Origin of the sequence: Streptomyces sp. NPDC052225, from assembly GCF_040679615.1 — a bacterium.
Lineage (GTDB): Bacteria > Actinomycetota > Actinomycetes > Streptomycetales > Streptomycetaceae > Streptomyces.
The window spans coordinates 30,965-48,456 of the sequence record NZ_JBFAVD010000011.1 but is presented as its reverse complement, the minus strand read 5'-3'; the positions used below and the strand labels follow the sequence as shown (position 1 = coordinate 48,456).

At 71.2% G+C, this 17,492-nt stretch carries 16 protein-coding genes and 1 pseudogene; 9 read left to right on the top strand and 8 right to left on the bottom strand.

The genetic code is table 11. The annotated features are described in order from the left end of the window. Positions 1-103: 103 nt before the first annotated feature. From AB0L37_RS18085 to AB0L37_RS18070, 4 genes are all read left to right on the top strand, one after another. A complete protein-coding gene (locus AB0L37_RS18085) occupies positions 104-2,182 on the top strand; it encodes an MMPL family transporter (RefSeq protein ID WP_365505795.1) in 2,079 nt (692 codons plus the stop codon). Between the two features lie 71 nt (positions 2,183-2,253). Beyond that, positions 2,254-3,549, top strand: a complete 1,296-nt coding sequence (locus tag AB0L37_RS18080; RefSeq protein ID WP_365506213.1) for a histidine kinase — start codon at positions 2,254-2,256, stop codon at positions 3,547-3,549. Then, positions 3,546-4,220 (top strand): response regulator transcription factor, encoded by a 675-nt coding sequence (locus tag AB0L37_RS18075; RefSeq protein WP_365505792.1) that lies wholly within the window; start codon positions 3,546-3,548, stop codon positions 4,218-4,220. The genes AB0L37_RS18080 and AB0L37_RS18075 overlap by 4 nt, the downstream gene beginning before the upstream one ends. Positions 4,221-4,244: 24 nt before the next feature. After that, entirely contained in the window at positions 4,245-4,775 is a 531-nt protein-coding gene (locus tag AB0L37_RS18070) for an isochorismatase family protein (protein WP_365505789.1), read from the top strand. Here AB0L37_RS18070 and AB0L37_RS18065 read toward each other — a convergent pair. From AB0L37_RS18065 to AB0L37_RS18045, 5 genes are all read right to left on the bottom strand, one after another. Beyond that, on the bottom strand, positions 4,772-5,119 hold the full coding sequence (locus AB0L37_RS18065; RefSeq protein ID WP_365505786.1) for an extradiol dioxygenase: 348 nt from the start codon (positions 5,117-5,119) through the stop codon (positions 4,772-4,774). The two genes, AB0L37_RS18070 and AB0L37_RS18065, sit on opposite strands and share 4 nt — an antisense overlap. 165 nt (positions 5,120-5,284) lie before the next feature. Further along, the gene (locus AB0L37_RS18060) at positions 5,285-6,298 is read right to left on the bottom strand and encodes an ABC transporter ATP-binding protein (RefSeq protein ID WP_365505783.1); all 1,014 of its coding nucleotides are present in this window, start codon (positions 6,296-6,298) and stop codon (positions 5,285-5,287) included. Further along, on the bottom strand, positions 6,295-8,298 hold the full coding sequence (locus tag AB0L37_RS18055; RefSeq protein ID WP_365505780.1) for a dipeptide/oligopeptide/nickel ABC transporter permease/ATP-binding protein: 2,004 nt from the start codon (positions 8,296-8,298) through the stop codon (positions 6,295-6,297). The genes AB0L37_RS18060 and AB0L37_RS18055 overlap by 4 nt, the downstream gene beginning before the upstream one ends. 73 nt (positions 8,299-8,371) lie before the next feature. Beyond that, on the bottom strand, positions 8,372-9,331 hold the full coding sequence (locus AB0L37_RS18050; protein WP_365505777.1) for an ABC transporter permease: 960 nt from the start codon (positions 9,329-9,331) through the stop codon (positions 8,372-8,374). Beyond that, positions 9,328-10,962, bottom strand: a complete 1,635-nt coding sequence (locus AB0L37_RS18045; RefSeq protein ID WP_365505774.1) for an ABC transporter substrate-binding protein — start codon at positions 10,960-10,962, stop codon at positions 9,328-9,330. The genes AB0L37_RS18050 and AB0L37_RS18045 overlap by 4 nt, the downstream gene beginning before the upstream one ends. 209 nt (positions 10,963-11,171) lie before the next feature. Between AB0L37_RS18045 and AB0L37_RS18040 the strand changes: the two genes are divergently transcribed. Together AB0L37_RS18040 and AB0L37_RS18035 are read left to right on the top strand one after the other, a co-directional pair. Beyond that, positions 11,172-11,915, top strand: coding sequence for a FadR/GntR family transcriptional regulator (locus AB0L37_RS18040; RefSeq protein WP_365505771.1), 744 nt, complete (start codon positions 11,172-11,174; stop codon positions 11,913-11,915). Continuing rightward, positions 11,912-13,648: pseudogene (locus AB0L37_RS18035) on the top strand (beta-galactosidase); the annotation flags it as partial. The gene AB0L37_RS18040 and the pseudogene AB0L37_RS18035, both read left to right, overlap by 4 nt. 80 nt (positions 13,649-13,728) lie before the next feature. Here the strand turns inward: AB0L37_RS18035 and AB0L37_RS18030 are convergent. Together AB0L37_RS18030 and AB0L37_RS18025 are read right to left on the bottom strand one after the other, a co-directional pair. After that, positions 13,729-13,929: a DUF397 domain-containing protein gene (locus tag AB0L37_RS18030; protein ID WP_365505768.1), complete on the bottom strand. Its 201-nt coding sequence runs from the start codon at positions 13,927-13,929 to the stop codon at positions 13,729-13,731. Continuing rightward, a complete protein-coding gene (locus tag AB0L37_RS18025) occupies positions 13,911-14,744 on the bottom strand; it encodes a helix-turn-helix transcriptional regulator (RefSeq protein WP_365505765.1) in 834 nt (277 codons plus the stop codon). The genes AB0L37_RS18030 and AB0L37_RS18025 overlap by 19 nt, the downstream gene beginning before the upstream one ends. Positions 14,745-14,859: 115 nt before the next feature. Here AB0L37_RS18025 and AB0L37_RS18020 point away from each other — a divergent pair, with 115 nt between their 5' ends. Together AB0L37_RS18020 and AB0L37_RS18015 are read left to right on the top strand one after the other, a co-directional pair. Continuing rightward, positions 14,860-15,102 carry a hypothetical protein gene (locus tag AB0L37_RS18020; protein ID WP_365505762.1) on the top strand — a complete coding sequence of 81 codons (243 nt, stop codon included), beginning with the start codon at positions 14,860-14,862 and terminating at the stop codon, positions 15,100-15,102. Continuing rightward, positions 15,099-15,314, top strand: a complete 216-nt coding sequence (locus AB0L37_RS18015; protein WP_338696290.1) for a hypothetical protein — start codon at positions 15,099-15,101, stop codon at positions 15,312-15,314. Before AB0L37_RS18020 ends, AB0L37_RS18015 begins: the two co-directional genes overlap by 4 nt. A 9-nt stretch (positions 15,315-15,323) precedes the next feature. Here the strand turns inward: AB0L37_RS18015 and AB0L37_RS18010 are convergent, their stop codons facing one another. Beyond that, positions 15,324-16,571, bottom strand: coding sequence for an FAD-dependent oxidoreductase (locus AB0L37_RS18010; RefSeq protein ID WP_365505758.1), 1,248 nt, complete (start codon positions 16,569-16,571; stop codon positions 15,324-15,326). 152 nt (positions 16,572-16,723) lie between these two features. Between AB0L37_RS18010 and recO the strand changes: the two genes are divergently transcribed. Beyond that, the gene (gene recO / locus AB0L37_RS18005; protein WP_365505755.1) at positions 16,724-17,473 is read left to right on the top strand and encodes a DNA repair protein RecO; all 750 of its coding nucleotides are present in this window, start codon (positions 16,724-16,726) and stop codon (positions 17,471-17,473) included. The last annotated feature ends 19 nt before the right edge of the window (positions 17,474-17,492 follow it).

Here is a 17,492-nt window from a genome sequence, read left to right as displayed (position 1 = left end):
CGGGAGTAGCGCACCCCTCGATCTCTCGTCCGACGAATCCCGCTCGGTCGTCCAAGAGGCTGGACTCGTCGGATTTCGGGACGAGAGAGATGGGGGTCCGCTCATGGGGGGACTGCCGAGGAAGTTGCCATGGACGTTGCTGGCGATGTGGATCGCCGTGCTCGCGCTGGCCGGGCCGTTCGCCGGCAAGCTCGGTGACGTGCAGCACGACCGGGCGGTCGACTATCTGCCCGCGAGTGCCGACTCGACGCAGGTCGCGAAGATCCAGGACCGGCTGCCGGGCGGTGAGACGACCGAGCTGGTGCTCGTGTACCACCGGGACGGCGGACTGACGGCCGGCGACAAGGAGACCGCGGGCAGGCAAGTCGCCCGCATCGCGGAGGAGTTCAAGCTCGCCGGGGATCCCGAGGGCGTGCCCTCGAAGAGCGGGGACACCCTGATGTACCCGGTCGCCAGCAACGCGCCCGGCACCGACGAGAAGCTCCGCGACGCCTTCGTGAACGACGTACGGGACATCGCCCACGACACCGACGCCGGGATGAGCGTGAAGGTCGGCGGTCCCGGGGCGCTGGCCACCGACGCCGGCGAGGTGTACAACTCGCTCGGCGGACCGCTGCTCTACACGACCGTCGTCGTCGTCGCGATCCTGCTGATCCTGATCTACCGCAGCCCGTTCCTGTGGCTCGTGCCGCTCGTCGTCGCGGGCGTCGCCGACTTCCTGTCGATGGGCGTCGCGTACGGGCTCCACTCGGCGTTCGGCACCACGATCAGCGGGCAGAGCTCCGGCGTCATGACGATCCTCGTGTTCGGCGCGGGCACCGACTACGCGCTGCTCATCGTGAACCGGTACCGGGAGGAACTGCGGCGCGTCGAGCGGCCGTACGACGCCATGCGGGTCGCCCTGCGCGGGTGCGGGCCCGCCGTGCTCGCCTCCTCGGGGACGGTCGCCGCGGGGCTGCTGTGCCTGCTCGCCGCCGACCTCAACTCCTCGCGCGGCATGGGCCCGCTGGGCGCCGTGGGCGTGCTGTGCGCGCTCGTCGCGATGCTGACGCTGCTGCCCGCCGTGCTCGTGCTGCTCGGCCGACGCGTGTTCTGGCCGCTGGTCCCCGCATACGGATCGCAGCCCAAGGCGCGCAAGTCGCTGTTCTCCGCGATGGGTTCGTCGGCCGGGCGCAGGCCGCTCACCGTCCTCGGCGTCGGCGCCGTCGCGCTCGGTGCGCTCGCCCTCGGCGCGCTGAACCTGCCCGGCGCCGTCAAGCAGGAGGACTCCTTCACCAGCACACCGGACTCCGTGGCCGCGATGAAGACCCTCGCCGCCGCCTACCCGGAGACCGGCACCCAGCCGCTCACCGTCATCGCGCCGACCCGGGGCGCCGACCGGGCGGCGGCCACCGCACGCGACACCGCGGGCGTCGCCGACGTACGGGTGGGACGCAGCGGCGACGGCTGGACCGAGATCAGCGTCGTCGCCAAGGCCGTGCCGCAGAGCGCCGCCGAGACCGCCACCATCGAGGCGCTGCGCGACGGACTCGACAAGCAGGGCGCCTACGTCGGGGGGCCCTCCGCCCAGCAGCTCGACCTGAAGGACACCAACGCCCGCGACCGGCTCGTCGTCGTGCCGATCGTGCTCGCCGCCGTCCTGCTCATCCTCGTCGCGCTGCTGCGCTCGCTCGTCGCGCCGCTGATGCTGCTGCTCGCCGTGGTCGCCGTGTGGGGCGCCGCGCTCGGCCTCGGCGGGCTCGTCTTCGGCCCGGTCTTCGGCTTCGAAGGGACCGACCCCGGGCTCGGACTCCTCTCGTTCGTCTTCCTCGTCGCCCTCGGCGTCGACTACGGGATCTTCCTGATGCACCGGATGCGCGAGGAAGTGCTCGGCGGCGCCGACACCGGCACGGCGGCGCTCACCGCGCTGCGCACCACGGGCGGCGTGATCGCGTCCGCCGGGCTGGTCCTCGCCGCGACGTTCGCCGTGCTCACCAATATGCCGCTGGTCCAACTCGTCGAGCTGGGCTTCGTCATCGCGATCGGTGTGCTCCTCGACACGTTCCTCGTCCGTACGTACCTGGTGACGTCGGCCAGTCTCGCGCTCGGCCGGAAGGTGTGGTGGCCGGGGGCGCTGTCCCGTACGGCCGCCGCGGCCGCACCGCCACCGGCCGAGGAACCCGTCCTCGCCCGCACCCCCTGACCGAACCGGGCGCCCCTCCCTGCCGGAGGGGCGCCCTCCTGACGGAAGATGAGCCGGTGGACGTCAAAGGCATGCTGATGCTGCAAGATCCCGTGCGCCGCGGCGGGCGGCCGGGCCCCACCCGGCTGCTGCGCCAGGACGTGGTGCTCGCCTGTGCGATGGCCGCCGTCGCCGTCGGCCTTGCGCTCGGCGTCCACGGCGACGGGCGCCGGCCGGACGCCGTCGGCTGGACGCTGCTGATGGCCGCGCACATCCCGGCGATCTGGCGGTGGCGCGCACCGCTGGTCTCGTTCCTCGGTGTCGTCGTCTGCATCGGCCCGTACCACGCCATGGACTACAACCACACCGCGCCGCAGCTGGTCTCCCTCGTCGCCCTGTTCACGGTCGCCATGACAGGGCGCCCGCTGCGCTCCGCGCTCGTCGGTGCGGCCGTCATCGGCCTGATGCTGGTCGTCAAGTTCAGCCAGGGCATGGCGGAGGGCAGAGAGGCGCTGCAGATCTCCGGCTGGATCGTCGCCGTCGTCCTGCTCGGTGTCTACACGAGGGTGCACCGGCAGTACGTCGACTCCGTCGTCGAACGGGCCGAGCGCGCCGAGCGCACCCGCGAGGAGGAGGCCAGGCGCCGGGTCGCCGAGGAGCGGCTGCGCGTCGCCCGCGACCTGCACGACCTGCTCGCGCACAGCATCACCCTGGTCGGCGTGCAGACGTCGGTCGCCGCCCACGTCCTGAACGCCGACCCCGACCGCCTCGACCGGGCCGCCGTCGCCAAGGCCCTCGACGACATCGCCGGCACCTGCCGCTCCGCCCGCGGTGAACTCCGCGCCACGCTGGAGGTGCTGCGCTCCTCGCCGGACGAGTCCCGCGGGCCCCTGCCGGGGGTGGACGGGATACCGGAGCTGGCGGAGGCGGCCCGTACGTCCGGTGCCGCGGTCCAGTGCGAGGTGGACGCCGGGGAGCTGCCGCCCGCGGTGGGCGCCGCCGTGTACCGGATCGTGCAGGAGGCGCTGACGAACTCGGTGCGGCACGGAGGGCCCGGGGTGTCGGTGCGGGTCTCGGTGCGGGCCGTTCCCGGGGCGGTGGAGGTCTCGGTGGTGGACGACGGTACGGGCCCTTCGAGTTCGGCGGAGCCGGGGTTCGGGCTCGTGGGGATGCGGGAGCGGGCGCGGAGTGTGGGCGGCGTGGTGGAGGCCGGACCGGGGGAGAGCGGGGGGTTCCGGGTGGCGGCTACCCTGCCCCATGGGGGCGCGGAGCAGTATCGATCAGCGGCTCCGCCGCGGGGCGCCGGCCACCACGACGAACCCGCACCCGCCGACGAGAGCCCGACGACCTACGGCGCGACCGCGCCCACAGCGGAGGCCGCACCGTGACGATCCGAGTCCTGCTGGCCGACGATCAGACCCTCGTGCGGTCCGCCTTCGCCATGCTTGTCGAGTCCGCCCCCGACATGGAGGTCGTCGCCCAGGCCGGCACCGGCCGCGAGGCCGTCGAGCTGGCCAGGTCGGCCCGCGCCGACCTGGTCGTCATGGACATCCGCATGCCCGACCTCGACGGCATCGAGGCGACCCGGCTGCTCGCCGCCGACGAGGACCTCGCCGGGGTGAAGGTCCTGATGCTGACGACGTACGACACCGACGAGCACGTCGTCGAGGCGCTGCGCGCGGGCGCCTCCGGGTTCCTTGTGAAGGACACCCGCCCGGCCGAACTCCTCGACGCCATACGGACGGTGGCCGCCGGAGAGGCCCTGCTGTCGCCCGGTCCGACGGCCCGCCTGATCTCCCGTGTGCTGCGCGCCCCCGAGATCCCCGCCCCGCACGGCGACTCCACGCTGACCGGCCTGTCCGACCGCGAACGCCAGGTGCTCACGCTCGTCGCGCGCGGCCTCAACAACACCGAGATCGCCGACACGCTGGGCCTCAGCCCGCTCACCGCGAAGACCCACGTCAGCCGCATCATGGGCAAGCTGGCGGTACGGGACCGCGCGCAGCTCGTCATCGTCGCGTACGAGTCCGGTCTCGTCGCCCCTCTCAACTCCCCGTAGAGAGGCGGCGGTTACCGTACGGCCATGCCATCCACCCCGCACCGGCCCGCGCTCCTCGTCATCGACATGCAGGAGGCGATGGTGCCGATCATGCACGAGCCCGGCCGTACGGTCGCCGTCATCGCCGGGCTGCGGCAGCGGGCGCGTGCCGCGGGCGTGCCCGTCGTCACGGTCCGGCAGCGGGGCGAGGGCCCGGTCGTGGACGAACTCCGGCCGAACGAGGATGAGTCGACGGTGGAGAAAACCTCCGCCGACGCCTTCCTGCGGACCGGACTCGACGCCGCGCTCCAGGACCTCGGCGTCACCGAGGTCCTGGTCACCGGGTTCGCCACGGAGAATTGCGTGGAGACGACCGCGCGGCAGGCGCTGAGCCGCGGCTACGACCTGGTGCTGGTCGCCGACGGGCACACCACGTCGGTCAGGCCCGACACGACGGATTTCGCTCCACCGGAGCAGTCGATCGCCCACCACAACGAGATCTACCGGCACATCGACTTCCCGGAGCGCGGCGTGCGTGTGCTGCGCTCGGCGGACGTGGACTTCGGGGCGCCCTAGCCGTGGGCGAGCGGGTGCAGCGGCTCGTACAGGCCGACCTCGCCACCGCCCGGCAGGCGCAGCGCGGTCAGCTTCCCCCAGCGCAGTTCCTCCACCGGCTTGGTGAACTCGACGCCCCGGGCGGCGAGTTCGGCGACGGTCGCCGCCAGGTCGTCGCACATCAGCATCAGCTCGTGCGAGGGGGCGGAGTCGGTGGGGTGCAGGGCGATCTCGCCGGGCGGCGCGGCGAAGATCAGCCACCCGCCTCCGGCGTCGACGTGAGGCCAGCGCAGCACGTCGCGGAGGAAGGCGCGGTCTGCTTCGGCGTCGGCCGAGTACAGGACGGTGTGGGTTCCGGTGATCATGCGCGGAGGGTATCTGCGCTCGGGTCGCGGCGCTCTGCCCCGGACCCCGCTGCTCACTTCGGGGCCGCGGCCGCGCACGTCCCCGGCGAACACCCGCAGGGGGCCCGGCGTCCCGCCCGGCCGGGCTCCCGGCGCGGACGGTGCCGCACCGCCCGTGAGGGCCCCTCACCCCGGCGAGGCCTCCCGTACGAGGTCGTGCGTGGTCCGGTCCTCACGTACGGGGTGGTGGCACCGGAAGACGTGGCCGCCGGTCGCCGCCCCGCCCTCGGGGTCCGGCATCGCCGCCGCGCACACGTCGTCCGCCCGCCAGCACCGCGTACGGAACGGGCAGCCGGACGGCGGCCGCGTCGCCGACGGCACCGGGCCGGCCAGCGGGATCGGGTCGATCGGGTCGAGCAGGCCGGGCGTCGCCGAGAACAGGGCGCGCGTGTACGGGTGCCGGGCCCGGTCCAGTACGGCGGCCGGTGCCTCCTCCACGATCCGGCCCAGATACATCGTGATGACCCGGTCGCTCATCCGGCGCACCGTCCGGATGTCGTGCGAGACGAAGACGAGGGCGAGGCCGAGCCGTTCCTTCAGGTCGAGGAGGAGGTTGAGGATCTGGGCACGGACGGACACGTCGAGCGCGCTGGTGGGTTCGTCGGCGACGACCAGGTCGGGTTCGAGGGCGAGCGCGCGGGCGATGGCGACGCGCTGGCGCTGCCCGCCCGACAGCTGGCCGGGCAGGACGTCGGCCAGCGACTTCGGCAGCCCTACCAGGCCCAGCAACTCCCGCACCCGGTCGTCCCGTTCGGGGCGGGTGCCGCGGTGGTGGACGTCCATCGGGTCGCGCACGATCTGCCGTACGGTCAGCCGCCGGTTCAGGGCCGTGGAGGGGTCCTGGTAGATCATGCCGATGCCCGTGCCGAGGGCGGTGCGACGGGCGGCCGGGGGCATCGTCCACAGGTCCGCTCCGCGGTGCGTGACGGTGCCGGTGGTGGGTTTCTGTACGCCTACCAGGACCTTGGCCAGGGTGGATTTTCCGCAGCCGGATTCGCCTACGACGCCGACGGTCTCACCGGGTTCGACGGTGAGGTCGGCGGCGGTCAGGGCGTGGACGTGGTCGCGGGTGAGGAGGCCTCCGGAGCGGGCCTTGTGGACTACGTGCACGTGGGTCAACTCGACCAGGGGGGTCGTCATGTGAGGTCCCTCTCCGGCAGGGGGCCACGCGCCGTGGGGACGTGGGGCGGGTCGGCGGCTGACGGTTCGTCGTGGCTGGCCGCGCCCCTGGCGGGGTGGTGGCACGCCGTGCTGTGGGAGTGCTGCCCCCGCAGGGCCGGCGCCTGCGCCCTGCACACCTCCGACGCGAGCGGGCAGCGGTCCGTGAAGCGGCAGCCGGGTGGGAAGTCCGCCGGGGACGGGACCACGCCTTTGATCTGGGTGAGGCGGGCGGCCGACGCCTCCAGGGAGAGGACCGAGCCCAACAGGCCGCGGGTGTAGTGGTGTTGAGGAGACTGGACGAGGTCGGCCGTGACGCCCGTCTCGACGATCTGGCCGCCGTACATGACGACCACCCGGTCCGTGACGTCGGCGACCAGCGCCAGGTCGTGCGAGACAAGGACGAGCGCGAAGCCCAGTTCGGCGCGCAGGCGCAGCAGCAGTTCGATGACCTGGGCCTGGACGGTGACGTCGAGGGCGGTCGTCGGTTCGTCGGCGACGATCAGTTTCGGTTCGCGGGACAGCGCCATGGCGATGAGGACGCGCTGGCGCTGGCCGCCGGAGAGCTCGTGCGGGTAGCTGCGCAGCGTGCGGTCCGGGTCGAGGCCGACCAGGTGCAGGAGTTCGGCGGGGGAGCGCCGCCCTCCTCGCCGTACGACCTGCTTGAGCTGCGCCCGGACGGTCATCGCCGGGTTGAGGGAGGACAGGGCGTCCTGGTAGATCATCGCCATGTCGTGGCCGAGGAGGCGGCGCCGCGCGCTCATCGGGAGGTCGGTCAACTCCCTTCCGTCGAAGGTGACTTCCCCCTTGATGCGGGCGCCTTTCGGGTGCAGGCCCATGACGGTCAGGGCGGTCAGCGACTTGCCGCAGCCGGACTCGCCGACGAGGCCGAGTAACTCGCCGGGGCGTACGTCGAAGCTGATGCCGTCCACGATGTCGACGCCGCCGTGCCGGGCGTCGAACCCGACGGCGAGGTTCCGTACGGACAGGATCGGCGGGGCGTCGGGCAGCGGCCGGGCGCGGGCCCGCAGGCGGGCCGCCGCCTCGGTGAGTCCGGGGAGTTCGAGGACCTTTCCGGTGCCGGGTGCCGGGGTCTCCAGGCGGTCGGCCTCCTTGGTCGTCACGTCGCGCGCGGCGGGCGCGGCCCAGGCGTCGGAGACGCCCTCGCTGAGGATGTTCAGGGACAGGACGGTGAGCAGCATGAGCAGGCCGGGGAAGACGGTCGCCCACCAGCCGCCGATCAGGACCATGTTCTTGCCGTCGGCGATGACGCTGCCCCACGACGGGTCCGGGGGCCGCACGCCCGCCCCGATGAAGGACAGCGACGCCTCGAAGACGATGGCCTCGGCGACCTGCACCGTGCAGAACACGAGGATCGGGGCGGCGCAGTTGACGGCGACGTGCCGGATCACGATGTGCGGGGTGCGGGCGCCGATGACCCGCTCGGCCGTGACGTAGTCCTCGCCGTACTGGTCGAGGACGTTGGCGCGCACGACGCGGGCGACGGGCGGTGTGAAGAGGAAGGCGAGCGCGCAGATCAGTACGGGGATGCCGCCGCCGAACACCGCGACGAGCACGGCGGCGAGCGCGATGCCCGGGAACGCCATGACGACGTCGAGGCAGCGCATCAGCGTCTCGTCGACGGCCTTGCGGGACGTCGCCGCGACGGCGCCGACGACCGCGCCCACGAGCAGCGCGAGCAGCGTCGCGCCGAGCCCGATGGCCAGGGACCAGCGGGCCCCGTACATCAGCCGGCTGAGGATGTCCCGGCCGAGGCTGTCCTGCCCCATCCAGTGCGCGCCGGACGGATGCCCGGTCCCGCCGACCTGCGGCTGCTGGTCGAGGGGATCGTGCGGGGCGAGAAGCGGCGCGAAGAGAGCCATGAGCACGACGAGCGCCAGCACGCCGAGAGCGATACGGGACATCAGCGGCAACCGGCGCAGCATGTGGCCCGGCCGCATCATGAAGCTCCTCCGCATCATGAAGCCCCTCCGGCGCTTGAGGAGCGGGGCCCGGGGCGGAGCCCCGCGACCCGAGCACCGACACGGATCACGTTCAAGACGCCCCCCGCAGTCGCGGATTCACCAGCAGATACAGCACATCGATCACCAGGTTCACCACGACGAACCCCACGGCGGTGGTCAGCACGACCCCCTGCACCACAGCCGGGTCCCCGTTCTTCACCGCGTCGATCATCAGCTTCCCCATCCCCGGCAACGAGAAGATCGTCTCGACCACGACCGCCCCGCCCAGCAGATACCCGACCCGCAGTCCGAGCACGGTGAGCGGGTTGATGAGGGCGTTGCGCAGCACGTTGCGGCCGACCACGACGACCGGCGGGAGCCCGCTGCCGACGGCCGTGCGGACGTAGTCCTTGTCGAGCTCCTCCACCACGGCCGTCCGCACGATCCGGGTGAGCTGCGCGGCGACCGGCAGGGACAGCGCGAGGGCGGGCAGTGTCATCGTCCTCAGCCAACCGCTCAGCGAGTCACCGGGGTTGATGTATCCGCCGGTCGGGAACCAGCCCTGGCCCACCGCCAGGTACTGGATCATCAGCAGCGCCAGCCAGAAGCCCGGCGCGGCGACGCCGGTGAGCGACACGACGCGGACGATCTGGTCCCACGCCCGGTCGCGGTGGATGGCCGCGCTGATGCCGAGCAGCAGCGAGACGACGACCGCGATGCCGAGCCCGAGGAACGTGAGTTGCAGGGTGAGCGGCAGCGCGGTGGTGACCTGTTCGACGACCGGCTGCCGGGTCAGCACGCTGATGCCCATGTCGCCGTGGAGCAGGTCCCCGACGAAGTGCAGGTAGCGCAGCGGCATCGGGTCGAGCAGGCCGTTGCGCTCGCGGAACTCGTGCAACTGTCCGGGCGTCGGATTGGCGCCCTGGAAGTACGCGGACGCCGGGTCGATGTCGGCGAACCGCATCACCAGGAACACGAACGCGGCGATGCCGAGCAGCAGCGGGACGAGCAGGGCGAGCCGGCGGGCGAGGATCCGGGCGACGACCGTCATGCCGTCGCCGGCTTCGCCTTGAGCACGTTGATCCCGGGGTAGGGCTGCGCCTGCACCCCCGTGATCTTCTTCGGGTCCCAGGCGGTCATCAGCTCGTTGTGCACGACGGGGTAGATGACGGCCTGCTCGGCGACGATGTCGATGTACTCCTGGATCATCGTCTTCTTCTTGTCGGCGTCGGGCTCGCGCGTCGCCTGGTCCATCTGCTTGAAGAGCTGCTTGGCGGTGGAGTTGTCGGCCCAACGGGCGTACCCCATCCACAAGTTGGCCGGCCCGTAGTTGTAGTGCATGATCAGGTCCGCGTCGAGGCCGAACTGGTTCGGGTTCGAGGCGGCGGCCACCACCTGGTAGTCCTTCTTCTGGTCCATCTTCGTGAAGACGGCCGTGGTCTCCTGCGGGTCGAGCGTGGTCCTCACGCCGATCGCGTCCCAGGACGCCTTGATGGTGGGCAGGCAGTCCACGATCCAGGACACGTTGACCGCCATCAGGCTGATGCTCAGCCCGCTGACCCCGGCCTCCTTGAGGAGCTTCTTCGCCTTCCCGGGGTCGTAGTCGTAGACGGTCCTCGCCGCGCGGTGCGTCGGGTTGCCCTCGTTGAGGAACGAACTCGCGGCCTTTCCATGGCCCTTGAGCGCGACCGCGATCATCTTCTTCTTGTCGATGGCGTAGTGCAGCGCCTGCCGCACGCGGACGTCGTCGAAGGGCTTGTGCGCGGTGTTGAACATCAGGAACAGGTTGTTCATCCCGGCCCCGCCGTCGACGGTGAGCCCGCCCTTCTCCAGCTGCTGGATGTTGGCGTACGGGATGTTGTCCGCGATCTGCGCGTCCGCGCTGCCGCCGGAGATCTTCGCGACGCGCGGCGCGGCGTCGACGATGGTCAGCCAGTTCATCTTCGTGAAGGCGGGCTTGCGCGGGCCGTTGTAGTCGGCGAACGCCTCGAAGGTCGTGTTCGTCTTCGGCTGGTGCGAGGTCTGCCTGTACGGGCCCGAGCCGACGGCCTTGCCCTTCATCGCCTCGTCCCAGGCGCCGGGCTTCGCGTAGACGTGCTTCGGCATGATCTTGGCAAGGGTCAGCCGGGCGACGCCGTCGGGGAAGGGGAACTTCAGGACCAGCTCCACCGACGACTCGTCGACCTTCTTGACCTCCTTCAGCCAGCTCTCGAAGAAGCCCTTGGCGAGGGTCTGCGTCTTCGGGTCGAGGATCCGGTCGAAGACGAACACCACGTCGTCCGCCGTCACCGGCTTCCCGTCGTGCCACTTCGCGCCCGGGCGCAGTGCGAACTTCCAGGAGGTGCCCCTGAGTTGGGCGGCGTCGGGCACCGCGGTGGCGAGTGCCGGGTACGGGGCACGGGTGATCGGGTCGGTCTCGACGAGGCCTTCGTAGATGTGGTTGTTGCCGGCCATCGCGAACGCCGAAGCGGTCTGCGTCGGATCCCAGCTCCCGTCGTTCCCATAGCCGATGACGGCGGTGAGACTCGTCGATCCGCCCTTGCCCCCGTCGTCGTCCGTGTCGTTCGTGGACTTCGGTCCCGACGAACAGGCGGTCAGCGAGGTGGAGACGGCGGCGGCCGCGCCCAGGGCGCCGGAGTACTTGAGGAAGGAACGGCGGCCGGTGGCGTCGTGGTCGCTCATGGTGCCTCCAGTAAGGGACAGGCCCCGTAGGGGAGTTCGGGAGATCCAACGTCCTACGTCTTGGTAGCGACGTGACCATAAGAGCGTCCGGGGGGCCGGTCAAGAGATCGCGCAAGAGATCGGGGGGCCGGAGTCCGAGGGGGGTGCGGGGGAGCGCGGGGGGAGATATTTCGCCCGAGGTGGGACGTGGGACGTCCGGAGCCCCTACGATGCGGCGCATGTCCGACGAGCTTCGCGCCGGGGGCGTCCGCCAGCCCCGTGTCAGTCACCAGGTCCAGCGAGCGGTGATGCAACTGATCCTGGACGCGGGGTCGCGCCCCGGTGAACTCCTGCCCACAGAGGCAGAGTTGATGGAGACGCTGGGGGTGAGCAGAAATTCCGTACGGGAGGCGCTCAAGGCGCTCCAGGCACTCGACATCGTGGAGATCAGGCACGGGTACGGCACCTACGTCGGCCAGGGATCACTCACCCCGCTCGCCGACGGCCTGACCTTCCGCACCCTGGTCCGCCCCGCCGATGACGCGCACGCCCTCGCCGACATCCTCCAGTTGCGCGAGATCCTGGAGGAGGGCCTCATCCGGCGGGTCGCCGCCGCCCCGCCCGCGGACGACGTCCTGGACCAACTCGACAGCATCGTGCGGAAGATGGGGGAGGCGGGAGAGGCCGACGAGCCGTTCGCCGGCCTGGACCGCGAGTTCCACGAGACGCTCTACCGCTCCCTCGGCAACGAACTCATACCCCAGCTGCTCGGCGCGTTCTGGAACGTCTTCAACCGCGTCGCCGGCGTCCGCCAGTGGTCCAGCGACCCGGCCCCCGAGGTCACCGTCGACCGGCACCGCGCCATCGTCACCGCGCTTCGCGCCCGGGACGTCGCCGGAGCGCAGGAGGCCATGGCCACGCACTTTCGCGGTATCGAGAAGCGCGCGGAGCAGGAGACGAGGGGCGTGCAGTGACCGGGGGCCGCCTGCGCCACCTCTACGACAGGCTGGGCTCGCTCGGCTACGGCGGCGACTACAACCCCGAGCAGTGGGGGCCCGAAGTCCACGCCGAGGACGCCGAGTTGATGGCGGCGGCAGGGGTCAATCTCGTCACCCTCGGCATCTTCGGCTGGGCGCGGACCGAACCGGCCCCCGGGGCCTACGACTTCACCTGGCTCGACGGCCACCTCGACCGGCTCGCGGACACCGGGGTCGCCGTCAGCCTCGCCACGATGACCGCGTCCCCGCCGCCCTGGCTGGCCCGCCTGCATCCGGAGACCCTGCCCGTCCTGGAGGACGGCACCCGCCTGCACCCCGGCTCGCGTCAGCACTGGTGCCCCTCAAGCCCCGTCTTCCGCACGTACGCGACGCGCCTGGTCGAGCAGTTGGCGACCCGGTACGCCGACCACCCGGCGCTCGCCCTGTGGCACATCGGCAACGAGTTCGGCTGCCACATCTCCCGCCACTGCCACTGCGAGACGTCGACGGCCGCCTTCCGTACGTGGCTGCGCGCCCGCTACGACGACTCGCTCGACGCCCTCAACTCGGCCTGGTCCACGGACTTCTGGTCCCAGCGCTACGGCGACTGGCAGGAGATCGGCACTCCGCGCACGGCCCCCTCGTTCCGCAACCCGGCCCAGCGCCTGGACTACCTCCGCTTCTCCTCCGACGAACTCCTCGCCTGCTACCGCGCGGAGAAGGGGGTCTTGGACCGCCTCGCCCCGTCCGTCCCTGTGACGACGAACTTCGTCCCGATCGCCCCGACCCTCGACCTGTTCACTTGGGCGAGCGAGATGGACATCGTCTCCTACGACTCCTACCCCGACCCGCACGACCCGGACTCCTTCCACCGCACCGCGTTCTCGTACGACGTGATCCGCGGCCTGCGCGGCGGACAGCCCTGGCTGCTCCTGGAACAGGCGCCGAGCGCGGTCAACTGGCGGGAGCACAACGCCCGCAAGCCGCCGGGCCGCATGGAGCTGGACAACTGGCAGGCCGTCGCCCACGGCGCCGACTCGGTCCTCTTCTTCCAGTGGCGGGCATCGCGAGGCGGCGCGGAGAAGTTCCACTCGGCGATGGTCCCGCACGGTGGCCGTGACACCCGGATCTTCCGCGACGTCACGCGCCTCGGCGCCGAACTGGCTTCACATCCGGGCCTGTTGGGCTCGCGGCCCGAGCCCGCCGACGCGGCACTCCTCATGGACTGGCCCAACTGGTGGGCCCTGGAACAGGAGGCGCACCCCAGCGCGGGCGTCACGTACCTCGACACGATGCTCGCCCATCACCGCCCGCTGTGGGGCGCGTCGGTGGCCTGCGACGTGGTGCCGGTGGACGCCGACTTCACGCCCTACCGCCTGCTGGTCGTCCCCAACCTGTACTCGGTCTCGGAGGCGACGGCGGCCCGCATCCGCGCGTACGTCCACGACGGCGGCACCCTGGTGCTCTCCTACTTCTCCGGCATCGTCGACGAGCACGACCGCGTGCACCTGGGCGGATACCCGGCGCCCTTCCGGGAGTTGCTGGGTCTGCGTGTCGAGGAGTTCGACGCGCGCCCCGACGGCACGTGGGCCGAGGAGGTCGTCCTGGAGGGCGCCCAGGAGGTCATGCCGTCCGTCACCCGCCACGCGTACGGCGCCGGCACGGCCTGGTACCTGGCGACCCGCCCCGAACCGTCCGTGATGCGCGCCCTCTTCGACACCATCCGCGCCGAGGCGGGCGTGGCCCCGGTCCTGCCCGACCTCCCGGAGGGCATGCACGCCCGGCGCCGGATCGGGGCGGACGGTACGCGCTACACGGTGATCCTGGACGAGACCACGAACGCGGCCCAGGCGTCGGCGCCGATCATGATGACGGGCCCGCCGGCGACTTTGGAGTCCCGGACGGGCACGACACCGGTGACTCCGTCGGCGACCTCGACGCAGTCGCCGCCTTGACCGTTGCTGTAACTGCTCTTGCGCCAGCGGGCGTTGCTCAGGTCGTACTCGCGCATCGTCTGTAGTCCTCCGCCGCCGATTCGATCAGGGCCAGGGATGCCTCCGGCGACAGCGCGGCGCCCCTCAGTAGATCGTATGTGCGCTGAGCGTGCTTCACTACGGCCGGATCGTCGATGAGCGTTCCCGAATACTCCGTCTCTGTATAGGCGATCGGCGGGGCGTCCTCGAACTCCATGAGCTTGAGCATCCCGCCCATCGCGGCGTGGGCTCCGGCCGTGTACGGGATCACCGCCACCCACAGTGTCCGCTCCTGCATCAGCGCTGCGATGTGCTTCAACTGCTCTGCTGCCGCGGCAGCCCCACCCACCGGCGTCCACAGCACGTTCTCGTGCAGCACCACCCAATACTCGGGCCGTGTAGCGTCCCCGAGGATCTCCGCCCGCTCCCTGCGCCCCGCGACCTTCTCCTCGACGTAGGCGTCCGTGACGAACGGGTTCGCCGCGATCGTGACGGCCTCGGCGTACGAGGCCGTCTGCAACAGCCCCGGGATCACCGTGGGCGCGAACTCGCAGATCCGCGTAGCGACCCGCTCCAGCTCGACGACCTCCGCGAAATACTCCGCATACCGACGGTCGTCGATCAGCTTCCGCCACATCCGCTCGAAAATGCCGTCGGTTTGCAGCGTCTCGTCAATCCGTTGGGCGACGTCCAACTGCGGTTTGCGAATTGCCTGTTCGAACTGGCCGATGTAGCCGCCGGATACGAATACGCGTACCCCCAACTCCACCTGAGTGAGCCCGGCGTCTTCTCTGCGCCGCTTCAGCTCAAGTCCGAAGAACTCCCACGCAGCCTGCCGCGAACCATTGGCCATGGCCAACCCCCAAGTCCAGCCCCGCACTTGTAGTGCACAGACCCCTCCCAACTGTAGGGACACGCAAGCAATCTGGAGGCGCAAAGCGTGAAATCAAATCGGGAAGGGGAGCCACGTGACGGGACAAGCGGAGCACGCCGCGGTGTGCGTGGAGGAAGCCGAGGAAACGGTGGAGAAATTGCGAGCCGCACTCACGGGGGCGGGAATTGTGCTGCCCTCGCTCGCGCTGGACCCGGGGTCAATCGCGCGGGCCGCCCCGTGTCCATTGGTGGAATTGGGGCGTTGTTCGGTTGACGCGGCGGCACGACTGGCCGCCGTACTCCTCGCAGCACCGGACGACAGGAGCGCCACCCGATGAAGCCGCCGATCGGTTCGTATGCGGTCGATACGAGTACGGGGCAGGTCGGGAGGGTGATGGGGCACGAAGGACCGTACGTGCAACTGCGGCCCTTCGGGGGCGGCCGGGAGTGGGACTGCCCGCCGGAGGTGCTGCGGGAGGCGACGACGACGGAGCGGCTGCGGGCGGCGACCGCGTACGAGAACAGAAGAAGCCGGGGCGAAGTGCCGTGACAGGTGGGTTCACGGGATCAGCGCGGGGTCGGAGACGGGGGGCGCCGTCCGCAGCAGCTCCGCGCGCTTGCTGCCGCCGGAGACGCGGTGCAGCCCGTACGAGCCCGGCTTGTTCGCCTCGCCCGCCAGGTGCTTGATGATCCCCTGGCAGACGAACTCCTTGACCTTGGCGCCGGGGCGGCCCGCGATGTGGAAACCGACAGCGACGTCGTGACGGTGGGCGAACTGGAAGATGCCGCCCTGCCGGCCGAGGCTGATGCACTGGCCCGCGAACACCTGGTTGAGGGTGCCCGGACGCTCCCCGTCGATCCGGCTGATCACCGTGTCGGCCGCCCGGGCGCCCAGCGGGATCGCCGCCTGGCAGCTCATCCGCAGCGGCAGGCCCGACGGCGCCGCCGAGTCACCGGCGGCGACGATGCGCTCGTCGTCGATGCTGGTCAGCGTCTCGTCGGTGAGCAGCCGGCCCAGTTCGTCGGTACGCAGACCGCTGCGGGCGGCCAGGTCGGGCACCCCGAACCCGGCGGTCCACACGGTCACCGCGCTCGGCAGCTCACGCCCGTCCTCCAGGCGCACGGTGTCGGTGGTCACCTCGGTCACCTTCGCGCCGGAGCCCTGGAGCAGCGTGACGCCGAGCGCGGTCAGCCGCTTGGTGACGGCGCGGCGGCCCCTGCGGTGCAGGTACGGGCCGAGGATCGTGCCGCAGACGAGGGTCACCGTGCGGCCCGCCTCCGCCAGTTCTGCGGCGGTCTCGATGCCGGTCGGGCCGGCGCCGACGATCGTCACGGGCGCGGAGGCGGGGGTCGCGTCGAGCACCGGCAGCAGCCGCCGCACCTCCTCCAGGGAGGCGATCGGGTGGGCGAACTCGGCGGCGCCGGGCACGCGCGGGTCCGCGCTGCCGCTGCCCACCGCGTAGACGAGGTGGTCGTAGCCGACCGCGGAACCGTCCGCCAGCGTGACGCGGCGCTCCGGCGCGTCGATCCGCTCCACGGAGCCGACGGTCAACTCCACGCCGGCCGCGAGCACTTCACGGAACGCGACCACCGCGTCGTCGGTCCCGGCCGCCAGCTGGTGCAGCCGGATGCGCTCCACGAAGGTGTCGCGCGGGTTGATCAGGGTGACGGCGACGTCGGCGCGGCTGGTGAGACGGTTGGCGGCCATGACGCCCGCGTAACCGCCGCCGACCACGACGACCTTGGTGACACCGGCGGATCCGGTGACTCCGGTGACTGCGGCGGTTTCGGAAAGCTGCTTGCCCATGACGGTCTCTCCTCGGGTCGGTCCCCGCTCCTGTGCGGGGTTCGACCACGAGACGATCCGCGCCCCCGGGACGTGACATGGTGTGGCCCAGTTCACATCACGCGCGCGGAGGGCGCCCCCTCGCCCCCTTCCCGTAAGGGACAATGGATGCCATGAGTCTGTTCCGCGACGACGGCATCGTGCTGCGCACCCAGAAACTGGGTGAAGCGGACCGCATCATCACCCTCCTCACACGCGGTCACGGACGCGTACGTGCGGTAGCGCGCGGGGTGCGGCGCACGAAGTCGAAGTTCGGGGCGCGGCTCGAACCGTTCTCCCACGTCGACGTGCAGTTCTTCGCGCGGGGCAGCGAGTTGGTCGGGCGCGGGCTTCCGCTGTGCACGCAGAGCGAGACCATCGCCGCGTACGGCGGCGGCATCGTCACCGACTACGCCCGCTACACCGCGGGCACCGCGATGCTGGAGACCGCCGAGCGGTTCACCGACCACGAGGGAGAACCGGCCGTCCAGCAGTACCTGCTGCTCGTCGGCGCGCTGCGCACCCTCGCCCGCGGCGAACACGAACCGCACCTCATCCTCGACGCCTTCCTGCTGCGCTCCCTCGCCGTCAACGGCTACGCGCCCACCTTCGGCGACTGCGCGAAGTGCGGAATGCCCGGTCCGAACCGGTTCTTCTCCGTCGGTGCGGGCGGCTCGGTTTGCGTCGACTGCCGGGTACCGGGCAGCGTCGTACCCTCACCGCAGGCCCTCACCCTGCTGGGAGCGCTGCTGACCGGCGACTGGGAGACGGCGGACACGTGCGAGCCGCGGTTCGTACGGGAGGGCAGCGGCCTGGTGTCGGCGTACCTGCACTGGCACCTGGAGCGCGGACTGCGCTCGCTGCGTTACGTAGAGAAAAGCTAGAGCTGAGCTAGGGGAGAGG